Consider the following 20,542-nt stretch of genomic DNA (forward strand, 5'->3'; position numbering starts at 1 on the left):
TCGCTGCCCCGTTGCTCTGCGCCGATGACCCGCTACGTCCCCACCCACGCGCAGCAGTGGCAGCCGATCGATGTGCGGGGCATCGCCATGCAGGCCTGCCGCCTCTGGGAGGGCGACCACAACGTGGAATCGGGCCTCTACCGCCTGCCCCAGGGCCTCACGAATCCCCGCCATCACCACCCCACCTGGTGCCAGGTGTTCGTGGTGAGTGGTGAGATGCGGGTGCAGGCCGAGGGTGATGCAGCCCACAGCATCGATGCCGGCGGCTATTACTTCGTGGAGCCCGGCGACACCCACACCGAAACCGCCGTGGTCGACACCCTGCTGCTGGTGACCTGTGAGGAAGACCGTCCGGACCTGCGCCGCCAGCCTTAGCCCGACCCTGGCGGCCGCCGCTCTGCTGGCTTGGCCCGCGGGCCTGCCGGTTGCGGCCGCCCCGGGGCCCTGCCCCGCGGCCCTGGTGGCCCAGATCGATCGTCTCTATCGCTGGCAGGTGGCCCGGCAGGAGCAGCGCGGACCCATCGATCTCACCAGCCAGAGCGCCCGCTTCACGCCGTCCCTCGATCGGCAGCTGCGCGCCGCCTTCCGCCTCGACCCGGCGACCGATGGCCGCTTCGTGGATTTCGACGTGTTCAGCGGCACCCAGGTGAGCACCTTCGGCGCCCGGGTGCTGGGCTGTACGCCCCTGCCGGGCGGTGAGCTCGAGGCTCTGGTGAGCGTGCAGGCGGGCCTGCGCAACCGGCCGGCGGAGACGCCGCTGCAGCTGCGCTACGTGATGCGGCCCGGCCCCACCGGCACCTGGCAGATCGCCGACATCCTCTACCGCGGCGACCCGGGCTTCCGCCTCACCACCTTCCTGGCCGAACTGCTCGCGCCGCCCCGCCCCTGAACCCCTGCGCATGACCGTGCTCAGCGCGCCGTTGCACAACGCTCAGGCCGGCCCCTCGATCCTGCGGCAGCGTCCTGTGCGCTTCCCCTCGCGCACCTCCGGGCCCCCATCGACTCGAAGTTGCCACCCCGACGTGTAGGTGAGCGAGGTGAGATCGATCGTGTTGGTTTCCCGCTCGAACTGGGGGCGATACATGCTGTTCTCCCAGGTGATGCGCCGCGGCGTGATTGTCACCTCACTGTCATCAATGATGCCGCCCCCTAGTTCCGGTGGCGGCCTGCTGGTGGTGATCGTGCGGGACACCTCGCCCGTTTTCGGATCCAGCTCCTGCACCTGTTGCAGCCGGGGCACGATGCGGAAGAGCGTGGGCGGGTCGGCGCCGAGGCTGCAGCTCAGCCGGAACGGCTGCGCCGTCCAGCGCCAGAGGCTGTCGCATCCCGCCAGTAGGGGAGTGAGCAGAGCCAGGGCGGTAATGCGGCCGGTCATGGGGATCCGGGACCCAGAACGGCCGGTGGTGCGTTCTGGCTTCTGATCAGGGGTGTGGTGGGTCATGCCACAACGGCGGATCGCCTGGGAGATGCCAGCGATTGGCGTCGTTTTCAGGATCGCGATTCCGCAGCCGTTGAACCACGGCAATGATGGAACCAATGAACCGACAGGGACCTCCCAACCTCGATGAGCTCCGGCGTCTGGCGCCGCAGCTGCAGACCCTCACGGCTGCGCACGGGGGCCGGGAGCTGCGGGTGTTCGGCTCGGTGGTTCGAGGCGCCTCAGGGCCGACCAGCGACCTCGACCTCCTTGTGGACTTCCCAGCCAGTCCGAGTTTCGAGCAGTTCATGGACCTCAAGCTGGCGCTGGAGGATCTCCTGAACGTTCGCGTCGACCTGGTGACCCGCAACGGTCTGCGCGCCGAGCTGCGCGACCGGATCGAGCGTGAGGCCCTGCCCCTTGCCTGAGTCGGGCTGCCCTCGCGATTGGGCCCTGTTCCTCAGGGACATGCAGGGCTTCTGCGCCAAGGTGATGCGCTACACCGACGGCCTCAGCCAGCAACAGTTCCTGGACGACGAACTGGTCTTCGATGCTGTGCTTCGCAATCTTGAGCTCCTCGGCGAGGCCGCCAAGCAGATTCCTGTAGAGGTGCGGAATCGTCACCCGACTGTGCCCTGGCGCCGGATCACTGGCCTGCGTGATGTTCTGGCCCATGCCTATTTCGGCTTGGAAAATGACACCATCTGGCAGACCGTGAGTCGCAGTGTTCCTGCACTGGCAGAACAGCTGGATGCCGTTGCCGCGAGCGAGCGGCTTGGCCCGACCTGACCACCGCCACTGACCCCGCCCCGCCAGTACCCCGCGATGCCCGACGCGATCCTCGCTGTAGACCTGCAGGCCTTTGAGCGCGGCGACGCCGCCGCCCGGGCCGCGGTGGTGGATGGGGTGCGCCGCAGCCTGGCCACGGGTTTCGTGTATGCCCGCACCGACCTCTCGCCCGACCTGCTCGACACCGCCTACGGCCTGCTGGGCCAGTTCTTCGCCTGCGACACCGCCACCAAGGAGCGGTTCCGCGCCCCCGGCAGCGCCGGCCAGACGGGCTACACGGGCCTGCTGGTGGAAACGGCCGCCGGCAGCACCCAGGCCGACTGGAAGGAGATGCTCAATTGGTCCACCCCGCTGCCGGAGGGCCATCCGCTGCGGCGTCGCTATCCGCTGCTTTACCCCGAGCCCGTGCTGCCGGAGGCCGTGGTGCCGGGCATCACCGCCGTGCTCGACAGCTTCCACCGCACCCTCGCCGAGCTGCAGCGCCGGTTCCTGCGGGTGGTGGCCCTGGGGATTGGCTGCGCCGACAGCTTCTTCGATGAGATCGTGCAGGAGGCGCCCACCCTCAGCCGCGCCGTGCGCTACCCGCCCATGGCCCAGGCGCCGGCCGCCGGCCACCTCTGGGCCGAGGCCCATGCCGACATCAACCTGATCACGGCATTGCCCCGGGCTACTGCCGCCGGCCTGCAGGTGCAGGTGGAGGGCACCTGGGTGGAAGCGCGTCCGCCCAAGGGCCACGTGATCCTCAACAGCGGCCTGATGCTGGAGCGCCTCAGCAACGGCGCCATCCCGGCCGGCTGGCATCGGGTGGTGGCGCCGGCCGGCCACAGCGGCGAGCGCCTGAGCGTGGTGCAGTTCTGCCACGCCCGTCCCTGGACGGTGCTGGCCCCGGTGCCCTCCTGCTGCACGCCGGAGCGGCCGCCCCGTTGGGCCGGCATCACAGCCGCCGATGCCCTGGAGGAGGTGCTCTACCGGATCAACCTGCTGGGGTCGCCTGAGCCGCGGTCCTGAATCCTCAACGGGGGCAGGCCGACGCCGTGCCAGCGGCTCCTGGGGCGGCGTGGGGGATCACGTTCTCCTGTTCATTGGCATCGTTGCGGGCCACCAGGGCGATGGCGGGCTCGCGGCTGCTCAGGTTCACCGGCATGTGCGGCACGCCGGCGGGGATGAACAGGAAGTCGCCGGCGCGGTTGACCACCGTCTTCTCCAGGCAGGTGCCGTAGAAGGTCTTCACCGTGCCGCTCAGCAGATAGATCGCCGATTCCGAGCCCACGTGCCGGTGCGGCGCCGCCCGACCCCCGGGCGGAATCACCACCCGGTTCATCGAGAGGCCGCGGGCGCCGCTGTTGGCGCCGGAGATCCCCACGAACTGCTGCAGGCCCTGGCGGTTGGTGATGCTGCTGCGGGGCCGCACGGTCACGATCGAATCGGGCCCCGGGGTGCCGATCACCTGCACCGCCGGCGGTGCGGCTGCACCGGGGCGTGGCTGTACCGGCGGGGTCTGCGCCAGGGGGAGATGGGCCTGCGCTTGACCCGCCAGCCCTAACCCCAGCCCCAGCAGGGAGACTCCGATCCTTCGCATCCCCCCGATCTCCGGCTGGCTGTCTGCCCGGAGGTCTAGCGGTTCAGCCGCTGCCGCGCCGATTGCGGTGGCTCAGAGCTGGCGATTGTCGAGGGCATCGGCCAGGCGGGTCACGGCGGAGGCCAGCTGAGCCTGGGTGTCGGGTGCCGCCACGGCCTTCTCGGCCCGCCGCAGGCCCTCGATCGCGCGCACGATCAGGAACACCACGAAGGCGATCACCACGAAGTTGATCAGCGCCACCACCACAGCGCCGGCGGGCCAGTCCGCGATCGCGGCCACGTTGGCGGCCTTCAGGGCCGGCTTCAGCAGGGAGCCCATCACCAGGCTCACCACGGCATCCACCACCTTGCCGAAGGCGCCGCCGATCACCACGGCCACCGCCAGGTCCACCACGTTGCCCTTGTTGATGAAGTCCTTGAAATCACCAAGGAAAGAACGGGAGCGCGACATGACGGGCGGTGCCTGGGGGAGGGACGCCGTCAGTCTTACCCCCAATGCGGGGGTTGGCTTCAGGTCTGCCGGGCCATCGACGCCCACAGCCAGGCCGCCAGCGTGGAGATGGCGGCCCCAAAGGCCAGAAAGGCAATCAGCAGGTCGGTGCGTTCCATGCGCTCATCCTGGCTCGGCCGGGGGGCTGGCTGCGGGGTCAGCCATCGAGCGGCTCGATCGCGGGTGGCGGCGACGTGATCCCCTGTTGCTGCATCACCCAGGTGGTGGCGGCCCTCTGGGTGTGCCAGGCCTGCAGCAGCTGCTTCGCCAGATCGCGCAGCTGGCTGGCGTCGGCCGTGGCGTCGATCACGCGGTTGAAGCGTTCGATTTCGAACTGCTGGCCCATGCTCAGCTCGATCTTGCACTCCACAGGGCGACTCCCAAACGTGGGCGCAAGGTATGAATGGCAGCGCTGCGAAGGCGTAGCGACAGCAACAGAGCGCGATCCCTGTCAGGGAACGGTGGTGTGATCAGGCCTTGCGATCACACGGCCAATCACCTGGCCGTATGGCTGCAATCAGCAGGACTGATCGACGTTGGTGGCAGCGGAGTTGGCCTGGCCGTTGTCACTCAGGTCCTGGAGCAGCAGCAACAGCGCCACCCCCATCAGGGCCAGGGCGGTGCCGCTGTTCTCCTGGCCGGCATGCCCAAGGGTGCGCGCCGCAGACAGATGCTCGGTCCAGGTGAAGCGCATGCCGCTAGGGGAGCTCAACCGGTCCTAGCAACAGTGGCCGGGCTGCGCGCCGCCAGCCGCCCGTGGCGGCCGGTTGCGTTACAAACGGTCACAGGGCGAATCTCGGCCGGGCCATTGACACGCACATCCGCAATGGCTAGTACAGGTGTACTTAACCCCTCGGAAGGTCCATGGCTGCCTGTGCCTCCGTCTCCCGTGTTGCCGCCGCCTGCTCCCCCTACGCCGTGTTCCGCGCCAGTGATCGGGTCTGGGCCCGCGCCTGGGCCCTAGCGCCGTCCCTGGCTCCGCCGGCGGCTGCCCAGCCCGTCGTCGCCCCGCCGAAAGCCCTGTCCCAGTCCCGGCCGCGCCGGCGCCGGGACGCCGCGGCGGTGATCCAGGGCGAGCTCTTCGGCCTTCCGCCAGGCCTGCCGCAGTCCACTAGCCGGCGGAAGTCGTCGCGCTGAGCGGGGGATGGGCCCGGCTCGGCTAGCAAGCTCCCGGCCTGGCTCTAGTGGCCCTGCAGCAGCTCCAGCAGGCCCTCGCCGTAGCGCTCCAGCTTGGCGGCGCCGATGCCCCCCACCTCCGCCAGCTCCGTAAGCGACCCGGGCCGGCGGGCGGCCAGCTCCAGCAGCGTGCGGTCGTGGAACACCACGTAGGGCGGCACGGCCTGCTGCCGGGCCTGTTCGGTGCGCCAGGCCTTGAGGGCCGCCACCAGGTCGGGATCGGCCTCGCCCCACTCGGCTGCCGCACCCGACCCCGCGGCCCCGCCGCTGCGGGAGCTCGAACTGGAGCGTCGCCGCTCCTGGCGTGGCGGCGGCAGCGGCAGCTCCACGGTCCGCTCGCCCCGCAGCACCGCCCGAACCTCCGCCTCCGGGCCCCATTGCAGGCCGCCGCGCCCCTCGGGCACGGGCTCCAGCAGCCCCAGACCCGTGAGCTGGCGGATCAACGACTTCCACTGCTCCTTGTCGAGCTCGTTGCCGATGCCGTAGACGCTCAGCTCCTGGTGCCCCTGGGCGCGGATCTTCTCGGTGTTGGCCCCCAGCAGCACATCCACCAGGTGGGCGGCGCCGAAGCGGTGGCCGGTGCGCCACACCGCCGAGAGCAGCTTCTGGGCCGGCACGGTCACATCGGTGCGGGCGCGCGGCTCGAGGCAGCCGTCGCAGTTGCCGCAGGGTTCCGCCAGGGCCTCGCCGAAGTGGGACAGCAGCACCTGCCGGCGGCAGCCCGTGGCGTCGGTGAAGCCGATCAGGGCATCGAGCTTGCCGTGCTCGATCCGCTTCTGGGCCAGGGGCGCGTCCGAGTCGTCGATGAAGCGGCGCAGCTGCGGCACATCGCCCGGGCCGTGCGCCATCCAGGCCACCGCCGGCAGGCCGTCGCGGCCCGCCCGCCCGGTTTCCTGGTAGTAGGCCTCCAGGCTCTTGGGCAGGTCCACGTGCGCCACGAAGCGCACATCCGGCTTGTCGATGCCCATGCCGAAGGCGATCGTGGCCACCACCACCACGCCCGAGTCGCTGCGGAAGCGCTCCAGGGCGCGGCTGCGCTCGGCGTTGCCCAGCCCGGCGTGATACGCCACCGCCTCGAAGCCGGCGCCGCGCAGGTCGGCCGCCAGCTTGTCCACCCGGCTGCGGGAGCGGGCATACACGATGCCGGCATCGCCGCGGTGGTCGTCCAGAAAGCGCAGCAGCTGCGCCTTCACCTCCTGCTTGTCGCGCAGCAGGTAGCGGATGTTGGGCCGATCGAAGCTGGCCAGGAACACCTGGCCCTCCTGCAGCTGCAGCCGCTCCACGATCTCGGTGCGGGTGCGCGGATCGGCGGTGGCGGTGAGCGCCAGCCGCGGCACCGCCGGGAAGCGCTCCGCCAGCACCCCCAGCTGGATGTACTCCGGCCGGAAGTCGTGCCCCCACTGGGACACGCAGTGGGCCTCATCAATCGCAAACAGGGCCAGGGGTTCCGGCCCAGGCAGCTGCGCCAACCGCTCCAGCAGGTCCCCCGCCAGCAGCCGCTCCGGCGACACATAGAGCAGCTGCAGCTCGCCGGAATTCAGCTGGCGCCACAGGGTCTGGGCCTCCTCGGGCTCCAGGGCCGAGTGCAGCGCCCCGGCCCGCACCCCCGCCTGGCGCAGGGCCGCCACCTGGTCCTGCATCAGGGCGATCAGGGGCGACACCACCACCGCCAGCCCCGGCCGGCACAGGGCCGGCACCTGATAACAGAGCGACTTGCCGCCGCCGGTGGGCATCAGCACCAGCCCCGAGCCGCCGCCGATCACGTGGCGCACGATCGCCTCCTGGGGGCCGCGGAAGGCGTCGTAGCCGAACACCTGGCGCAGCACCTGGCGGGGATCGGCCTCAACGGCTCCGGAGCTGGTCAAGGCGCTGGTGGGGCCGTAGGGATCTCCCACAATGGCCGCATCCAGTCCGGCGTGATGCAAGGCTCCTCCCCCTCGTCCGCCAGGCCAGCAGTCCCCGCGGCTGGCGCCGTAGCGCGCCAGCGCAGCGCCACCGCCTGGGGCTTCCTGGCCCCCGCCCTGCTGCTGATCGGCCTCTCGGTGCTGATCCCCGCCGCCATGGCCCTGGTGATGAGCTTCACCCGCAGCGGCCTGGATGTGGGCGAACCGCTGCAGTGGGTGGGCCTGGCCAACATCCGCCGGCTGCTGGCCGATCCGATGTTCTTCCGGGTGCTCGGCACCACGCTGCTCTATTTGATCGGCGTGGTGCCGCCGGTGGTGTTGGGCTCCCTGGTGCTGGCGGTGCTGGTGAACCGGCAGCTGCCGGGGATCCACTGGTTCCGGGCTGCCTTCTACACGCCGGTGCTGGTGTCGATCGTTGTGGCGGCCATCGCCTTCCGCTGGCTCTACGCCGAGACCGGCCTGATCAACGGCTGGCTCAGCGCCCTGGCGCGGGACGGCTGGCTGGCGGACCTGCTTGGCTCCTTCCAGCCCATCGGCTTCCTCACCAACCCCGCCCTGGCCCTGCCCTCGGTGATGCTCGTGACCCTCTGGAAGGGCCTCGGCTACTACATGGTGATCTTCGTGGCGGGCCTGCAGGGCATCCCCAAGGACCTCTACGAAGCGGCCGAACTGGACGGCAGCGAGGGCTGGCGCAAGCACGTGGACATCACCCTGCCGCTGCTGCGGCCCTACATCACCCTGGTGGCCGTGATCTCCGCCATCGCCGCCACCAAGGTGTTCGAGGAGGTGTACCTGATGACCCAGGGCGGCCCGGCCGAGTCCACCAAGACCCTTGTCTATTACGTGTACGACCAGGCCTTCGCCGAGCTGGAGATCAGCTACGCCTGCACCGTGGGCCTGGCCCTGTTCGTGATCGTGCTGCTGCTCAGCCTGGTGCGCTTCGCCTTCGCCGGCGACAAGGGCTTCACCTGAACGGGCTTCACCTCAGCGCGCTTCATCGGATCCCGGACCGGCCAGTGGTCCGCGGCCGCCATCGCCCCTAGGGTCAGCCCGCGCGTGTACCCGGCCATGGCACCCTCCGGCGGCAGACGCCCCAGCGGCCTCAACGAGCGGCAGTGGCTCGGGGTGTTCAGCCTGGGCCTGGGCCTGGTGCTGTTCGCGCTGATCGTGCTGCGGGGCAAGCAGGCCGAGGCCGAGGGCGACCAGACCTTCCGCAACGACGCCTTGGTGGTGCTCGTGTCGCCCCTGGTGTTCTCCGCGGCCGGGGTGGCCCTGCTGCGCTCCAAGCGATCCGGCTCGCCCCGCCCCTCCGGCCCGGCTGCCACCCCCGCCTGGGCCGCCCGCCGCCCCCGCGATCCCCAGCTCCCCAAGGCCCTCGACAAGGCCGCCACGGCCGCCCGCAGCGCCGACGCCAGCCTCAGTGCCGTCGCCCCCCAGCTGCAGGCCCAGCTGGACCAGGCCCGCGCCGAGGCGGAGGCGGCCCAGCGCCAGGCCGAGGCCAGCCAGCGCCAGTTGGAGGCGGCCGGCACCGCCACCCAGGCCGCCCAGGCCCGCATCGCCGAGCTGGAGCGCCAGCTGCTCCAGGCCCAGGAGGCCCGCCGCCAGGGCCAGGCGGAGCTGGAGACCGCCCTCAGCAGCCAGGCCGGCAGCGCCGCGGGCGTGCTGGCGGCGGCCCGGGCCTCCCAGCAGCGCTCCGAGCAGCTGGCGGCCGAGCTGGCCAGCCGCCAGGCCCAGCTGCGATCGGCCGTGGAGGCCCTGCAGCGCAGCCAGGCCTCGGAGCTGGACCAGGCCCGCGCTGCCGTGGCCCAGGCCCTGGGCGCCGCCCAGGCCAGCGGCGCCCAGCTGGAGCGGCTCGCCGCCAGCCTCGATGGCCAGGCGGGGCAGCTACGGGGCCAGCTCGATCAACTCGAGAGCCAGCAGGTCGGCCAGCTGGCCGGCGCCCGGGAGGCGGCCAGCGAGGCCCTGGCCCGGGCCGAGGCGATCCAGGCGGCGGTGTCCGCCGGCGCCGATGCCCTCACCAGCCGGCTGCTGGAGCTGGAGCAGGAGATCCGCCAGGCCCAGCAGACCCGCGCCCGGATCGAGGCGGACTCGGCCTCCCTGACGGGCCTCTCGGCGGCGACGGCCGAGGCCCAGGCGGCGGCCAAGGCCGCCCAGACCAGCGTGGAGCGGGCCGCCGGCAGCACCGCCGCCCGGCTGGAGCAGGCCCGCGGCGAGACGGCCGAGGCCCTGCGGCTGAATCAGGAGGCCCGGAGGCGCCTGGAGCAGCTGGAGCAGGCCGGCGCCAAGGCCGCCACCGACAACTGGAGCCTTCCCACCCAGGAGGCCGATCCCTTCCTGCGCTGCTACCGCGAGGCCTGCGAACAGATCGGCGTGCTGCCCGGCAGCAACTGGCAGGAGGTGCGGGCGGTGTGGCGCCGCAACCTGCTCCAGTGGCATCCGGACCAGGGCGGCGACGCCGACCTCTGGGGCCGCCGCAACGCCGCCTACCAGCTGCTGGCGGCCTGGTACGAGTTCCACGGGGCCGGCTGAGCGCCAGGGGGCTTTCCGGCCCGGGCCCCACGGCCCCGGCAGAGGTGCGAAAGTGGCCGATTGGTCCGCAGCGCCGGCTGGATCTGGTGAGCACCCTCTCCCCTGCCCCTATCCCTGCGGCTGAGGCCGGTCCCGCCATCGGCATCGTGGGCGGCGGTCAGCTGGCCTGGATGCTCGCGGAGGCCGCCCGCGACCGCGGCGCCGCCCTGCATGTGCAGACCCCCGCCGACCACGACCCGGCCGTGCGGCTCGCCAGCAGCGTTGTGAGCGCCGGCATCCGCGACGCCGCCGGCACCCGCGAGCTGGCCCGGCGCTGCAGTGCCATCAGCTTCGAGAACGAGTGGGTGGACCTGGAGGCCCTGGCGCCCCTGGCCGCCGACGGGGTGCAGTTCGTGCCCAGCCTCGAGGCCCTGCGGCCGCTGGTGTGCAAGCGTAGCCAGCGGGAGCTGCTGGATCGCCTGCACCTGCCCTCCCCCCGCTGGCTGCCGCTCGACCAGCTGCTGCTGCCGCCCGATCCGGCCCCTGAGACCGATCCGAATGCCCCTGCGGCGGCCGCAGACTCCGGCGGCCCGGCCCTGTCAGTCTCCGCCCCATCCCCCGCCGGCGCCTCCGGCCAGACCTGGGCCCTGCCCGAGGGCTGGACCTTCCCCGTGGTGGCGAAGGCCGCCACGGGCGGCTACGACGGCAAGGGCACCCAGGTGCTGCCCGGCGCCGAGGAGCTCGAGGCCCTGCTGCAGCGCGTGCAGCCTCACGACTGGATCCTGGAGGAGTTCGTGGCCTTCGAGCAGGAGCTGGCCCTGGTGGCCGGCCGCGATCGCTCCGGCGCCGTGGTGTGGTTCCCCCTGGCCAAGACCCACCAGCACCAGCAGGTGTGCGACTGGGTGATGGTGCCGGCCCAGGCCAGCCATGCCGTGGAGCAGGCCGCCCGCAACGTCGCCGCCTCCCTGCTCACCGCCCTCGACTACGTGGGCGTGCTCTCGATCGAGTTCTTCTACGGGCCCCAGGGCCTGCAGGTGAACGAGCTGGCGCCCCGCACCCACAACTCCGGCCACTACTCGATTGAGGCCTGCAGCGTCAGCCAGTTCGCCCTGCAGCTGCAGCTGGTGTCCGGCCAGGCGGCCCTGCAGCCGGAGCTGAGTGCCGCCGGCGCCCTGATGGTCAACCTGCTGGGCTTTCAGGACAGCGACGACAGCGACTACCTGCCCCAGCGCCAGGCCCTGGCCGCCCTGCCCCAGGCCCACCTGCACTGGTACGGCAAGCGCGGCTCGTCCCTGGGGCGCAAGCTGGGCCACCTGACCCTGCTGCTGCACGAGCGCCGCGGGCCCGAGCGGGAGCAGGAGGCGATGGCCCGGCTGGCCGATGTGCGGGCGATCTGGCCCCTGCCGCCCGCCTGAGGGCTTAGGCTGATCACGGACTGCTGTGTTGGTGACTGCCTTCTACAGTTTTCTGATCTGACTCCCTTTTCGACTTGGGGTGTCTGTCGCGACGGCAACGTAAACCGGCCCCGTAGCCGGAAACGGAACCCCGCTCTGACGCCCCTTCTGGTTTATCCAGGTCGGAATCTGGGGCAGAACGGCACGGTGGTCCACCCCTTTTCGGCTCGCGCTGCTCCCTGCCGTCCATGCAGAGCCGCCCGCCCCGTCCCCAGGCCGCCCGTCGGCTCCTGGCCATCCGCAACGGCCTGATCAGCCTGGCCCTCGGAGCTCTGCTGGCCCTGGCCCTGCTGGTTCACGCCGAGCAGGCGCGTCGCCAGGGGGATGCGGAACTGGCGCGCGACAGCCTGCGCATGCTCTGGTCTCCGGCGGTGTTCGCGGGGGTGGGGGTGCTGTTTCTGCTGCGCAGCATCGGCCCGCCCTACCGGCTGCCTGGAGCCATGCCGCGGCAGCTCCGCTGGCGCCGGCCCGCCCCGGTCCGCTCCGCCCGACCCCAGGCCCAGGTCTCGGCCGCCCAGGCCCGATCCAGCGCGGCCGCTGCCGCTCCACCCCCAACTCCCGCTCCATCTCCCCCGGCCCCTGCCGCTCCGCCCGGCGGCGACCGCTACCTGCAGGCCTGCCAGGAGCTGGGGGTCAGCCCCGGCGCCGAGTGGGTTGTGGTGCGCTCCACCTGGCGGCGGCAGCTGCAGCACTGGCATCCCGACAACGGCGGCGATCCGGAGCAGTGGAACCGCAAGAAGGCCGCCTATGCCCTGCTCGAGGCCTGGGAGCAGTTCCGCGCTTGAGCCCCAGGCCTGCGCAGGCCGCTCAAGCCGTTCAGGCCGCCCCCAGACAGGTTTCGATCAGCGCCTGCAGCCCCGCCTGCTCGAGCGCCGTGACCACGAACACCTCCTGGGCGCTGGAGCCCCGCCGCGCCAGCAGCTTCCAGCCCCCCGTGATCGGCGTCGAGACCCGCAGCCGCAGCTCCGGCGCCCGGCCCCGCACGCGGCTGATCACCGCTGGGGTCACCGTGTCGATGGCGTGCTCCTTGGCGAGGCGCCGCAGCACCGGGATCAGGCCCTCCAGGTAGGTGCTGTGGGTGATCACCAGCCGCCCCATCGCCCCTCCTGAATCGGTAGCTGCCAACCCTAGGAAATTCTGCTAAGAATCATGTCCCTCGGGCCCTGGTCATGGCCGCGGATCCACCAGCGCCTTCCGCCCCTGGGCCCCTGCAGGACGGCGCCGGCCTGCCCTCCCGGCAGGTGCTGACCCGGGAACTCAGCGACGCCCTCGGAGCGCCCGCGGCCCTGGTGAGCGTGCGGCCGGAAAGCCGCGGGCGGGTGCGGGGGCTGGCCGTGTGCTCCGGCCGCATCCTCAGCTTCGTGCGGGAGGCCCAGGGGCAGGGGCTGCGCACCCGCGAGCTCTTTGCCCTGGTGCGCCGCACCGTGAGTTCCCGCGTGACGGTGGAGCCGCCGGCGGCGCCTGGTGCAGGGCCAGCGGCAGACCCAGCTCCCAGGGATGGCGGCTGATCGGCCTCAGCCCCGCTCCAGCGGCGCCATGGTGAGGCCCTCGGCGCCCAGTTGCTGGTGGTAGAGCTCCGCCTGCTCCAGCGGACCGCTCCACACCTCGGCGGAGCCGCTGCCGTCGATGCGGTGGGCCAGCTCCCAGGCCCGATCCGGCGTCATCGCCGGGATGATTCGCACCAGGCACTCCACCACGTGCTGGAAGGTGTTGATGTCGTCGTCGAGCACGATCACGCGCCCGTTGGGGTAGGGCTGCTGCAGGCTCTGCCGATCGAGCACCTGCTGGGGGCTGGACAGGGTGGCGGAGGGGCGGGCCGCTGCCATGGCGGAAGGGGCGAAAACGAACGGGGGAATGGGCTCTGGAGCGAGGCTAGAGGTCTACACTGCCGCTGCACCAAAGATTCGCTCCATGTTGATCACGCTGGGTTGGGCCTCCCTGGCCGCTCTGTTCAGCTTCTCGATCGCCATGGTGGTGTGGGGCCGCAACGGCGACGGCACCCTCAAATTCTGAGCGTCCGGCCCCTTGGCTGACCTGCCCCTTCCGGCCACCAACCTGCTCGCCATCGTCGCCACCGTGCTGCTGGTGTTTGTGAGCGGTGGCGTGCTCTACCTCTCCACCGTCGAATGGCGCGACCGGCGTCGGCGTCAGACCGCCGGCTCCACCAAGCGGTGAGCGGACAGCCCGCAGCCCTGGCGGACTGGTCCTGGCGTCTGGCGGCCGACCTGCTGGTACCGCCCCCCGAGGGGGTGAGTGTCCCGGTGGAGGTGCGGCCGGCTCAGATCGCTGCTGACCCTGAGGCTGGGCTGCAGGGCCTGGTGGAGCGTCTGGATCAGCATCTGGATCCGCGCCGTGCCGAACGGGTCGATCCCAGGCAGGCCGCACCGTTGGCCCTCGAGCTGCTCACCTGGCCTGACCACGCCGCGGCTGAGCCGGTGGTCCGTGGCTCAGCGGAGACCGGCGTCGAGTCCACAGGCGATCCCGGTGGCCAGCTCGCCGCCGCTTCCAGCCTTCGCCAGCTGGCCGATCGCCGCCGGCAGGCCCTGGCCGGGGAGACGGTCACCTACGTGGTGAACCGCAACCTCAACTTCACCAACCACTGCGAGCAGCACTGCGGCTTCTGCGCCTTCCGCCGCGACGCCGGCGACGCCGGCGCCTACTGGCACCCCCTGGAGCTGCTCCAGGAGCGCGCCCACCAGGCCCAGGCCATCGGCGCCACCGAGCTCTGCCTGCAGGGGGGTCTCAACCCCGAGGCCCGGCTGAACGGCAGCGCCCTGGCCTACTACCGCCAGCTGCTGGAGGCCTGCCTGGAGGCCGCCCCCGGCATCCACCTGCACGCCTTCTCCCCCCAGGAGCTGCTGTTCATCGCCGAGCAGGACGGCCTGCCGCTGCAGCGGGTGATCGCCGAGCTGCAGGCCGCCGGGCTGGGGTCGGTGCCGGGCACCGCGGCCGAGGTGCTGAGCGAGCGGGTGCGGCAGCGGCTCTGCCCTGAAAAGCTGAGCGCCCGGGCCTGGTGTGCCGTGGTGCTCGAGCTGCACCGCGCCGGTGTGGCCAGCACCGCCACCCTGATGGCCGGCCACATCGAGCAGCCGGCCGACCTGGCGGCGCACCTGCTCACCCTGGTGGCCCTGCAACAGCACGCCTGGCAGCATTCCCGCCGTGGCTTCTCCGAGTTCGTGCTGCTTCCCTTCGTGGGCGCCCACGCCCCAGCGCCCCTGCGGCAGCGGGTGGGGCGCGACCAGCCCGACCTGCAGGCGATGCTGCGGCTCACGGCCCAGGCGCGGCTGCTGCTGGGCAGCTGGTTCGTGAACCACCAGCCCAGCTGGGTGAAGCTCACCCTCGCCGGCGCCCGCGAGGCCCTGCGCTGGGGCTGCAACGACCTGGGCGGCACCCTGATGGAGGAATCCATCACCAGCATGGCCGGCGCCCGCGGCGGCACCGCCCAGACCCCGGAGCAGCTGGAGGGCGCCGCCCGCCAGCTGGGCCGTCCGGTGCGCCGGCGCACCACCCTTTACGGAGCCCCGGCGTGAGCCTCGCCCCGCCCAGGCCCCTCGGCCCCCAGCTGCGCGCGGCCCTGCTGCGGTGGCCACTGCCCGCCACCTGTCTGGCCCTGGCCCTGCTGCTGCTGCTGCCCCTGATCGGCCTGCGCCGCCAGCCCCGCAGCAACGCCGCCGGCCTGCAGCGCCTGCTGAGCTCGGCCGCCCTGCTGCAGAGCTTCGGCACCGCCAGCGGCCAGCCCCTGCCGGAGCTGTGGAGCCAGCGTCTCGGGGCGGCGCGGGCCCAGCAGCTCTGGCAGCGCCAGCCGCGGCTCTGGTGGCAGTTCTGGGGTGCCCATGCCGATGCGGGCGCCTATCTGGTGCTGCCGGCCGAGCTGGTGGCGCCCCGGCCTACCTCCCCCCTTCCGTCTCTGGCCCTGCGCCTCGACGACCTGGTGGTGGTGGCCCCCGACCCCCTGGCCCTGCAGTTGCTGCAGCAGCAGCTGAAGGTGCGTCAGCGAGCCCCCCAGGGACTGGAGCAGCGCTGCGTCGCCCTGCTGGGCCAGCGGGAGGCGGTGCTCTGGAACGGGGCAGCCCTGGGCCAGATGCTTGGCCCCCTGGCGCCCCTGGCGCTGGCGCTGCAGCAGGGCTGCCTCGGCCTCGACAGCCGTGGCGGCTCCCTGGTCTGGCAGGGGGAGGCCAGCGGCACCGCCGGTCTGCTCAGCGCCGCGCCCCCCGTGCCCGCCCTGGGCCCGCGCCAGCCGCTGGCGGGCCCCGTGGTGCTGGAACTGGCGGGCCGCCGCCTGGGGCTGCTCACCCAGGGCCTGCTCGCCAGCCAGCTGCTGCGCGAGCCCCTGGCCCAGCGCTATGGCCTTGGCCCGGCCCAGCTGCCACTGCTGCAGCGCACCCCCTTCGTGCTGCGGCTGCGGGAGCAGCCCACCGGCCCCTTTCAGGCGGGCCTGGAGCTGGAGCTGGCCGTCGGTCCAGACCGCGGCCCCTGGCTGGAGGTGCTGGCCCGCACCCGCAAGGCCCTGCTGGATCAGGGCCTGCTGGAGCAGGAGTCCGGGGCGTCGGGGCAGCAGCTGCAGCGGCCCGGCCCGGCCACCAGCCTGCCGGTGAGCACCTGGCAGCGGGAGGACGGCACCGTGGTGGGTGGCTGGCGCTGGAGCCTCCCCCGCGGCGGCGGTTCGGCTCAGCAGCCGCGGCTGCTGCTCTCCCTGGGTCCGGTTCCGGCCGTGACGGCGCAGTCGCCTGGACAGGCCGCCCAGGGCACCGATGCCGGTGCCGCTGTGGGGGCGGCAGGGGAGGGTTCCACCGATCTGATCCTGCGCCTCCGGCCCGCCGCCCTGGCCCGGCTGGGGCTGCTGCCCGAGGCGCTGCCCCCCCTGGTGCGGCGAGCCTCCCAGGTGGAGCTGCTGGGCCTCAGTGCCCCGGCCGATCGGCGCGGCTCCACCGGCCCGCAGCTGGGCCTGGCGGGGCGCCTGGAGCTGGGCCGTTAGGCCTGGGCGGAGGTGTCGCCGGCCGGAGTGGCCTCGGGAGCGGCGGCTTCGTCGGCGGTCGGGGTGGCGCTGGCGCCCTCTTCCTGGCGCTGGCGGCGGCGGCGCTCGGCCGCCAGGGTCTCCTCCATCAGCTCCACGGCCTGGGCCAGCTTCTCGATGTTGGCGGCGTAGAGGGCCAGGTCCTTGTCGACCCGCTCCTTGAGCAGGCCCATCGCCTCGCCGATGCCGTGGGCCGCTTCCCGCAGGGCCTGGGGGTCCATCCCATCGGCCCCCTGGGCCCGCTGCAGCAGGCTCAGCAGGCCCACGGCCACCAGCCGGGAGTAGTGAAAGTCCTCGCGCTGCACCTGGCCCAGCAGCTCGGCGATCGGGGCCGGAGCGCCCTCGCCCCGGTTGGTGAGCCAGCCGCGCACCTCGTCGAAGCTGTGGTGGCCCGCGGCCTCGATCGCCTGGGCCGCCTGGCGGCGCATCTCAGCGGCCTCGTAGCCGGTGGCGCTGCAGAGGGCCTGGAACAGGGGCTCCTTCTGGTCCTCCGGGCGGTAGCCACGCGAGAGGCTGTCGAACACCTGGGTGAGCCCCACGGCGAACAGGCCATCGGGGCGGAAACCCTTCTGATGGCTCAGCAGGTGCAGCTCCACCAGCAGCTCATCCACGAGCCGGCGGTAGAGCGGCGCGATCACATGCGGAAAGGCCTGGTGGAAGGCGCGCTTGCTGTCGGCAACGGTGAGACAGGCGCCCACGCTGAAGGATCCAAGGGTCCTGGGACCATAGCGCTGCAGCCGCTGGCGCCGCTCGCGCAGCGGCCGGGCTCAGTAGGATCAAGCCCAGCTGCTGTCCCGTCTGTGTCCGTGATCCCGATCGTGATCGAAGAGTCGGGCCGGGGAGAGCGCGCGTTCGACATCTATTCGCGCCTGCTGCGCGAACGCATCATCTTTCTGGGGGAGCCGGTGACCGCCGAATCGGCCAACCGGGTGGTGGCGCAGCTGCTGTTCCTGGAAGCGGAAGACCCCGAGAAGGACATCTTCCTCTACATCAACTCCCCCGGCGGTTCCGTCTACGACGGCCTCGGCATCTTCGACACGATGCAGCACATCAAGCCCGATGTGCAGACCGTGTGCCTGGGCCTGGCCGCCTCCATGGGCGCCTTCCTGCTCGCCGCCGGCGCCAAGGGCAAGCGCAGCAGCCTCACCCACTCGCGGATCATGATCCACCAGCCCCTGGGCGGCGCCCGGGGCCAGGCCAGCGACATCCGCATCCAGGCCGACGAGATCCTCTACCTCAAGAAGAAGCTCAACCAGGAACTGGCTGATCGCACCGGCCAGCCCCTCACCCGCATCGAGGAGGACACCGACCGCGACTTCTTCATGTCGCCGGCCGAGGCCGTCGAGTACGGCCTGATCGACAAGGTGATCGACAAGCGCCCCGTGCGGCCCGTCTGAATCCGGCCCGTCTGAGTCGGCTCCCGTGGCACGCGGTCGCGGCAAGCCGGACGCCCGTCCCGGCGGCAAGGGCCTGCCCCCCAGCCAGCGCCCCTCCAAGGTCTGCCCGGTCTGCGGCAGGCCTTTTGTGTGGCGCCGGAAGTGGAGGGCGGTGTGGGAGGAGGTGATCTACTGCTCCGATCGCTGCCGCCACCAACGCTGAAGCCCCCTGAACCCATCGCGGGTCCAGGGGGCTTTGGTTTCAGCCGGCTCGTTCGAGGCGGCTGGCCAATCTGTTCGCGCCCAGCTCACCGGAGCTGGGCCAAGGCCCTCGCTCAGCCGGCGGTGGCGGTCTCGGGGGCCGGGGTGGCCTCCACGTTCACCTCGGCGAGGAAGGGCGAGAAGCGCTCCTTCTCGGGGATCGTGGCGAATTCGCTCACGATGGCGCGGAACTCGTCGCCGTCGAGGCTCTCCTTCTCGATCAGCAGGTCCACCACCCGGTCCATGCAGGCCCGGTGGTCGGCCACCAGCTTCACGGTGTCGGCGTAGCAGGTCTGCACGATCTCGCGCACGGCCAGGTCGATCTTGCTGGCTAGGCGGTCGGAGCCATCGCTGCGGGTCATCAGGTCGCGGCCCAGGAACACTTCCTGGTTGCCGGCTTCGAACGACACCTGACCCAGGTCGCTCATGCCGAAGCGGGTCACCATCTGGCGGGCGATCGAGGCCACCTGCTGGATGTCGCCGCCGGCGCCGGTGGTCACCTCGGCGTGGCCGAACACCACGTCCTCGGCGGCGCGGCCGCCCAGGGCGCCCATGATCCGGGCCCGCAGCTGGGCGCGGCTCACCAGCATCTGCTCCTCATCGGGGGAGAACCAGGTCAGACCCTGGGCCTGGCCGCGGGGCACCAGCGTCACCTTCTGCACCGGGTCGTGGGCCTTGATCAGGGTGCCCACCAGGGCATGGCCCACTTCGTGGTACGCGATCAGGCGCTTGCTACGACCGTCGGTGAGGGGCTTGCCCTCCATGCCGGCGATGATCCGGTCCACTGCGTCGTCGATCTCGGCCAGGGTGGTGGCCTCCTTGCGGCGGCGGGCGGTGAGGATCGCAGCCTCATTCAGCAGGTTGGCCAGGTCGGCGCCGGAGAACCCGGGGGTGCGGCGGGCGATGGCCTCCAGGCTCACGTCCGCGGCCAGCTTCTTGTCGCGGGCGTGCACGTTGAGGATCGAGAGGCGGCCCTTGATGTCGGGCACGTCCACCATCACTTGGCGATCGAAGCGGCCGGGACGCAGCAGCGCCGAATCGAGCACGTCGGCCCGGTTGGTGGCGGCAATGATGATGATGCCGCTGTTGCCCTCGAAGCCATCCATCTCCGTGAGGAGCTGGTTGAGGGTCTGCTCCCGCTCGTCGTTGCCGCCGCCCACACCGGCGCCGCGCTGACGGCCCACGGCGTCGATCTCGTCGATGAAGATCAGGCAGGGGCTGTTCTCCTTGGCCCGCTTGAACAGGTCGCGCACGCGGCTGGCGCCCACGCCCACGAACATCTCCACGAACTCGGAGCCCGAGAGGGAGAAGAAGGGAACGCCGGCTTCACCGGCGATGGCCTTGGCCAGCAGTGTCTTGCCGGTGCCGGGAGGGCCCACCAGCAGCACACCCTTGGGGATCTTGGCGCCCACGGCGGTGAAACGCTCGGGGGTCTTGAGGAAGGTCACCACTTCCTGGAGGTCCTGCTTGGCCTCCTCCACGCCGGCCACGTCGTCGAACTTGACGCCGGTTTCGGCCTCCATGGCGAAGCGGGCCTTGGTCTTGCCGAAGGCCATCGCCTGGCCGGGGCCGCCGGGCATACCGCTGCCGCGGCGGGCCAGGAACACCAGGGCGCCGATCAGCAGCAGCGGGAACAGCAGGTTGCCGAGCAGGCCCAGCACAGGCGGGGAGGTGCGGGGCGGATGGATGTCGAAGCTGATGCCCTCGGACTTGAGCTTGTTCACCAGCTCGGGGGCCAGGCCGGGAAGATCAACCCGCAGGCGCTGCACGCGGTTGTCGAGGTCCGGATCCACCGCCTCGATCACGGCGCTGCGGCCGCCGTCGAACACATCCACCGCCGTCACGCGACCCGCCTCGACGTAGTCGAGGAAGCGGCCGTAGCTCATGCGGGCCACGGCGGCGTTGCGGGGTGCCACGGTGGGGCCGCTGGGGCCGATGCGGTTGGGGCCGCTGCCGAGCACCTGCCAGCCGAGGAACAACGCGACGCCGATCGGGAGGACCCAGAGGGCGATGGTGCGCCAGCGCTGATTCATGGCGGGGACGGAATCCTGAGGGATGTTTAACAAGTGTAAAGCTCCCTCACGCGGGGCGGGAGCTTCGCGATCACTTGATTGATCCCATTCTGGGCCGTCTACGGGTTCAGCCGGCGTTCAGCCAGCGGGCCGGCTCCAGGGAGCGGCAGGCCGCGGGCTCCGGCGCCAGGCCCAGACCGCCGGATTCGCCGCCGCGTGCCGCCTTGGCCTTGGCGATCGGCTCGGCCTTGGCCTCCGGCTCCGGGTCCGCCTCAGGCTCGGGATCCAGCTCCTGATCCATGGCCAGTTCCGCGGCGCCGAGGCTCTCCACCAGCTCGGCTCCGCCGAGGCCGTGGGTCCAGATCTCCACCACCGCGTCGCGCGGTGCCAGGAAGTTCAGCAGCTCAAACGGGAACACCACCCGCTCAAGGAAGAACTCCTCGGGGCCAAGGCAACGCACGATCACCATGCGATCGGTGCCATTGCGGTAGCCGCAGGAGAACAGGCCCAAGAGTCCATACCTCAAGATCAGGATCTATCAAGCCATCGCCGCCCGCAGCGGT

Annotated in this window: 27 protein-coding genes and 1 other RNA gene; 17 read left to right on the top strand and 11 right to left on the bottom strand. The window is 71.7% G+C overall.

Features of this window, described 5'->3' with window-relative positions; all coding sequences use genetic code 11:
- Positions 1-24 precede the first annotated feature (24 nt).
- Together ACLV7J_RS02085 and ACLV7J_RS02090 are read left to right on the top strand one after the other, a co-directional pair.
- Positions 25-375, top strand: a complete 351-nt coding sequence (locus ACLV7J_RS02085; RefSeq protein ID WP_411867455.1) for a cupin domain-containing protein — start codon at positions 25-27, stop codon at positions 373-375.
- Positions 376-460: 85 nt separating this feature from the next.
- Positions 461-889 (top strand): hypothetical protein, encoded by a 429-nt coding sequence (locus ACLV7J_RS02090; protein WP_411867456.1) that lies wholly within the window; start codon positions 461-463, stop codon positions 887-889.
- 42 nt (positions 890-931) lie between these two features.
- Here ACLV7J_RS02090 and ACLV7J_RS02095 read toward each other — a convergent pair whose 3' ends face one another.
- On the bottom strand, positions 932-1,375 hold the full coding sequence (locus tag ACLV7J_RS02095) for a hypothetical protein (protein WP_411867457.1): 444 nt from the start codon (positions 1,373-1,375) through the stop codon (positions 932-934).
- Between the two features lie 161 nt (positions 1,376-1,536).
- On the opposite strand from ACLV7J_RS02095, the gene ACLV7J_RS02100 reads away from it, so the two are divergent.
- From ACLV7J_RS02100 to ACLV7J_RS02110, 3 genes are read left to right on the top strand one after another with little or no spacing between them, the layout of a single operon-like run.
- Positions 1,537-1,845, top strand: coding sequence for a nucleotidyltransferase family protein (locus ACLV7J_RS02100; RefSeq protein WP_411867458.1), 309 nt, complete (start codon positions 1,537-1,539; stop codon positions 1,843-1,845).
- A 40-nt stretch (positions 1,846-1,885) separates the two neighbouring features.
- Positions 1,886-2,206, top strand: coding sequence for a DUF86 domain-containing protein (locus ACLV7J_RS02105; protein WP_411867459.1), 321 nt, complete (start codon positions 1,886-1,888; stop codon positions 2,204-2,206).
- Between the two features lie 36 nt (positions 2,207-2,242).
- The gene (locus ACLV7J_RS02110; RefSeq protein WP_411867460.1) at positions 2,243-3,214 is read left to right on the top strand and encodes an isopenicillin N synthase family dioxygenase; all 972 of its coding nucleotides are present in this window, start codon (positions 2,243-2,245) and stop codon (positions 3,212-3,214) included.
- Between the two features lie 4 nt (positions 3,215-3,218).
- Here ACLV7J_RS02110 and ACLV7J_RS02115 read toward each other — a convergent pair whose 3' ends face one another.
- From ACLV7J_RS02115 to recQ, 5 genes are all read right to left on the bottom strand, one after another.
- Entirely contained in the window at positions 3,219-3,659 is a 441-nt protein-coding gene (locus tag ACLV7J_RS02115) for a cupin domain-containing protein (protein WP_411867461.1), read from the bottom strand.
- Between the two features lie 198 nt (positions 3,660-3,857).
- Positions 3,858-4,235 (bottom strand): large conductance mechanosensitive channel protein MscL, encoded by a 378-nt coding sequence (mscL, locus tag ACLV7J_RS02120; RefSeq protein ID WP_411867462.1) that lies wholly within the window; start codon positions 4,233-4,235, stop codon positions 3,858-3,860.
- A 196-nt stretch (positions 4,236-4,431) separates the two neighbouring features.
- On the bottom strand, positions 4,432-4,644 hold the full coding sequence (locus ACLV7J_RS02125) for a hypothetical protein (RefSeq protein WP_411867463.1): 213 nt from the start codon (positions 4,642-4,644) through the stop codon (positions 4,432-4,434).
- 147 nt (positions 4,645-4,791) lie between these two features.
- On the bottom strand, positions 4,792-4,968 hold the full coding sequence (locus ACLV7J_RS02130) for a hypothetical protein (RefSeq protein ID WP_411867464.1): 177 nt from the start codon (positions 4,966-4,968) through the stop codon (positions 4,792-4,794).
- 487 nt (positions 4,969-5,455) lie between these two features.
- Positions 5,456-7,315, bottom strand: coding sequence for a DNA helicase RecQ (gene recQ / locus ACLV7J_RS02135; RefSeq protein ID WP_411867465.1), 1,860 nt, complete (start codon positions 7,313-7,315; stop codon positions 5,456-5,458).
- Between the two features lie 54 nt (positions 7,316-7,369).
- On the opposite strand from recQ, the gene ACLV7J_RS02140 reads away from it, so the two are divergent.
- The 5 genes from ACLV7J_RS02140 to ACLV7J_RS02160 all read left to right on the top strand — a co-directional run bounded on the left by ACLV7J_RS02140 (position 7,370) and on the right by ACLV7J_RS02160 (position 12,101).
- Positions 7,370-8,326: a carbohydrate ABC transporter permease gene (locus ACLV7J_RS02140; RefSeq protein ID WP_411867466.1), complete on the top strand. Its 957-nt coding sequence runs from the start codon at positions 7,370-7,372 to the stop codon at positions 8,324-8,326.
- A 96-nt stretch (positions 8,327-8,422) separates the two neighbouring features.
- The gene (locus ACLV7J_RS02145) at positions 8,423-9,883 is read left to right on the top strand and encodes a hypothetical protein (RefSeq protein WP_411867467.1); all 1,461 of its coding nucleotides are present in this window, start codon (positions 8,423-8,425) and stop codon (positions 9,881-9,883) included.
- An 86-nt stretch (positions 9,884-9,969) separates the two neighbouring features.
- Positions 9,970-11,277 (top strand): 5-(carboxyamino)imidazole ribonucleotide synthase, encoded by a 1,308-nt coding sequence (locus tag ACLV7J_RS02150; RefSeq protein ID WP_411867468.1) that lies wholly within the window; start codon positions 9,970-9,972, stop codon positions 11,275-11,277.
- Between the two features lie 14 nt (positions 11,278-11,291).
- Positions 11,292-11,474: non-coding RNA, 6S RNA (gene ssrS, locus ACLV7J_RS02155), on the top strand.
- Between the two features lie 30 nt (positions 11,475-11,504).
- Entirely contained in the window at positions 11,505-12,101 is a 597-nt protein-coding gene (locus tag ACLV7J_RS02160; RefSeq protein WP_411867469.1) for a hypothetical protein, read from the top strand.
- Between the two features lie 31 nt (positions 12,102-12,132).
- Here the strand turns inward: ACLV7J_RS02160 and ACLV7J_RS02165 are convergent, their stop codons facing one another.
- Positions 12,133-12,414, bottom strand: coding sequence for a DUF2103 domain-containing protein (locus ACLV7J_RS02165; RefSeq protein WP_411867470.1), 282 nt, complete (start codon positions 12,412-12,414; stop codon positions 12,133-12,135).
- A 71-nt stretch (positions 12,415-12,485) separates the two neighbouring features.
- Between ACLV7J_RS02165 and ACLV7J_RS02170 the strand changes: the two genes are divergently transcribed.
- Positions 12,486-12,824 carry a hypothetical protein gene (locus tag ACLV7J_RS02170; protein ID WP_411867471.1) on the top strand — a complete coding sequence of 113 codons (339 nt, stop codon included), beginning with the start codon at positions 12,486-12,488 and terminating at the stop codon, positions 12,822-12,824.
- A gap of 6 nt (positions 12,825-12,830) precedes the next feature.
- On the opposite strand, the gene clpS is transcribed toward ACLV7J_RS02170, so the two are convergent.
- Positions 12,831-13,142: an ATP-dependent Clp protease adapter ClpS gene (gene clpS / locus ACLV7J_RS02175; protein ID WP_411867472.1), complete on the bottom strand. Its 312-nt coding sequence runs from the start codon at positions 13,140-13,142 to the stop codon at positions 12,831-12,833.
- 85 nt (positions 13,143-13,227) lie between these two features.
- Between clpS and petN the strand changes: the two genes are divergently transcribed.
- Genes petN through ACLV7J_RS02195 form a run of 4 tightly spaced genes read left to right on the top strand, consistent with a single transcriptional unit; the run spans position 13,228 to position 16,291 of the window.
- A complete protein-coding gene (petN, locus tag ACLV7J_RS02180) occupies positions 13,228-13,329 on the top strand; it encodes a cytochrome b6-f complex subunit PetN (protein ID WP_411867473.1) in 102 nt (33 codons plus the stop codon).
- Positions 13,330-13,341: 12 nt separating this feature from the next.
- The gene (locus ACLV7J_RS02185) at positions 13,342-13,491 is read left to right on the top strand and encodes a hypothetical protein (protein ID WP_411867474.1); all 150 of its coding nucleotides are present in this window, start codon (positions 13,342-13,344) and stop codon (positions 13,489-13,491) included.
- Positions 13,488-14,846 (top strand): CofH family radical SAM protein, encoded by a 1,359-nt coding sequence (locus ACLV7J_RS02190; protein WP_411867475.1) that lies wholly within the window; start codon positions 13,488-13,490, stop codon positions 14,844-14,846. Before ACLV7J_RS02185 ends, ACLV7J_RS02190 begins: the two co-directional genes overlap by 4 nt.
- Positions 14,843-16,291, top strand: a complete 1,449-nt coding sequence (locus tag ACLV7J_RS02195) for a hypothetical protein (RefSeq protein ID WP_411867476.1) — start codon at positions 14,843-14,845, stop codon at positions 16,289-16,291. Before ACLV7J_RS02190 ends, ACLV7J_RS02195 begins: the two co-directional genes overlap by 4 nt.
- On the opposite strand, the gene psb29 is transcribed toward ACLV7J_RS02195, so the two are convergent.
- Positions 16,288-17,028: a photosystem II biogenesis protein Psp29 gene (gene psb29 / locus ACLV7J_RS02200; RefSeq protein WP_411867477.1), complete on the bottom strand. Its 741-nt coding sequence runs from the start codon at positions 17,026-17,028 to the stop codon at positions 16,288-16,290. The genes ACLV7J_RS02195 and psb29 overlap by 4 nt on opposite strands.
- Before the next feature lie 108 nt (positions 17,029-17,136).
- Between psb29 and clpP the strand changes: the two genes are divergently transcribed.
- Together clpP and ACLV7J_RS02210 are read left to right on the top strand one after the other, a co-directional pair.
- Positions 17,137-17,727: an ATP-dependent Clp endopeptidase proteolytic subunit ClpP gene (gene clpP / locus ACLV7J_RS02205; protein WP_411867478.1), complete on the top strand. Its 591-nt coding sequence runs from the start codon at positions 17,137-17,139 to the stop codon at positions 17,725-17,727.
- A gap of 25 nt (positions 17,728-17,752) precedes the next feature.
- Entirely contained in the window at positions 17,753-17,929 is a 177-nt protein-coding gene (locus ACLV7J_RS02210; RefSeq protein ID WP_411867479.1) for a DUF2256 domain-containing protein, read from the top strand.
- A gap of 112 nt (positions 17,930-18,041) precedes the next feature.
- On the opposite strand, the gene ftsH is transcribed toward ACLV7J_RS02210, so the two are convergent.
- Positions 18,042-20,000, bottom strand: a complete 1,959-nt coding sequence (gene ftsH / locus ACLV7J_RS02215; RefSeq protein WP_411867480.1) for an ATP-dependent zinc metalloprotease FtsH — start codon at positions 19,998-20,000, stop codon at positions 18,042-18,044.
- Positions 20,001-20,106: 106 nt separating this feature from the next.
- Positions 20,107-20,490 (bottom strand): DUF1830 domain-containing protein, encoded by a 384-nt coding sequence (locus ACLV7J_RS02220; RefSeq protein WP_411867481.1) that lies wholly within the window; start codon positions 20,488-20,490, stop codon positions 20,107-20,109.
- Positions 20,491-20,542: the final 52 nt, after the last annotated feature.

It is taken from the genome of Vulcanococcus limneticus LL (assembly GCF_943369875.1).
GTDB lineage: Bacteria > Cyanobacteriota > Cyanobacteriia > PCC-6307 > Cyanobiaceae > Vulcanococcus > Vulcanococcus limneticus_A.

Coding starts and splice junctions, on each gene's coding strand:
- clpS (WP_411867472.1), bottom strand. CDS start 13,142: ATGGCAGCGGCCCGCCCCTCCGCCACCCTGTCCAGCCCCCAGCAGGTG.
- ACLV7J_RS02085 (WP_411867455.1), top strand. CDS start 25: ATGACCCGCTACGTCCCCACCCACGCGCAGCAGTGGCAGCCGATCGAT.
- mscL (WP_411867462.1), bottom strand. CDS start 4,235: ATGTCGCGCTCCCGTTCTTTCCTTGGTGATTTCAAGGACTTCATCAAC.
- ACLV7J_RS02105 (WP_411867459.1), top strand. CDS start 1,886: ATGCAGGGCTTCTGCGCCAAGGTGATGCGCTACACCGACGGCCTCAGC.
- ACLV7J_RS02095 (WP_411867457.1), bottom strand. CDS start 1,375: ATGACCGGCCGCATTACCGCCCTGGCTCTGCTCACTCCCCTACTGGCG.
- ACLV7J_RS02160 (WP_411867469.1), top strand. CDS start 11,505: ATGCAGAGCCGCCCGCCCCGTCCCCAGGCCGCCCGTCGGCTCCTGGCC.
- ACLV7J_RS02165 (WP_411867470.1), bottom strand. CDS start 12,414: ATGGGGCGGCTGGTGATCACCCACAGCACCTACCTGGAGGGCCTGATC.
- ACLV7J_RS02140 (WP_411867466.1), top strand. CDS start 7,370: ATGCAAGGCTCCTCCCCCTCGTCCGCCAGGCCAGCAGTCCCCGCGGCT.
- ftsH (WP_411867480.1), bottom strand. CDS start 20,000: ATGAATCAGCGCTGGCGCACCATCGCCCTCTGGGTCCTCCCGATCGGC.
- ACLV7J_RS02130 (WP_411867464.1), bottom strand. CDS start 4,968: ATGCGCTTCACCTGGACCGAGCATCTGTCTGCGGCGCGCACCCTTGGG.
- ACLV7J_RS02100 (WP_411867458.1), top strand. CDS start 1,537: ATGAACCGACAGGGACCTCCCAACCTCGATGAGCTCCGGCGTCTGGCG.
- ACLV7J_RS02110 (WP_411867460.1), top strand. CDS start 2,243: ATGCCCGACGCGATCCTCGCTGTAGACCTGCAGGCCTTTGAGCGCGGC.
- ACLV7J_RS02170 (WP_411867471.1), top strand. CDS start 12,486: ATGGCCGCGGATCCACCAGCGCCTTCCGCCCCTGGGCCCCTGCAGGAC.
- petN (WP_411867473.1), top strand. CDS start 13,228: ATGTTGATCACGCTGGGTTGGGCCTCCCTGGCCGCTCTGTTCAGCTTC.
- ACLV7J_RS02145 (WP_411867467.1), top strand. CDS start 8,423: ATGGCACCCTCCGGCGGCAGACGCCCCAGCGGCCTCAACGAGCGGCAG.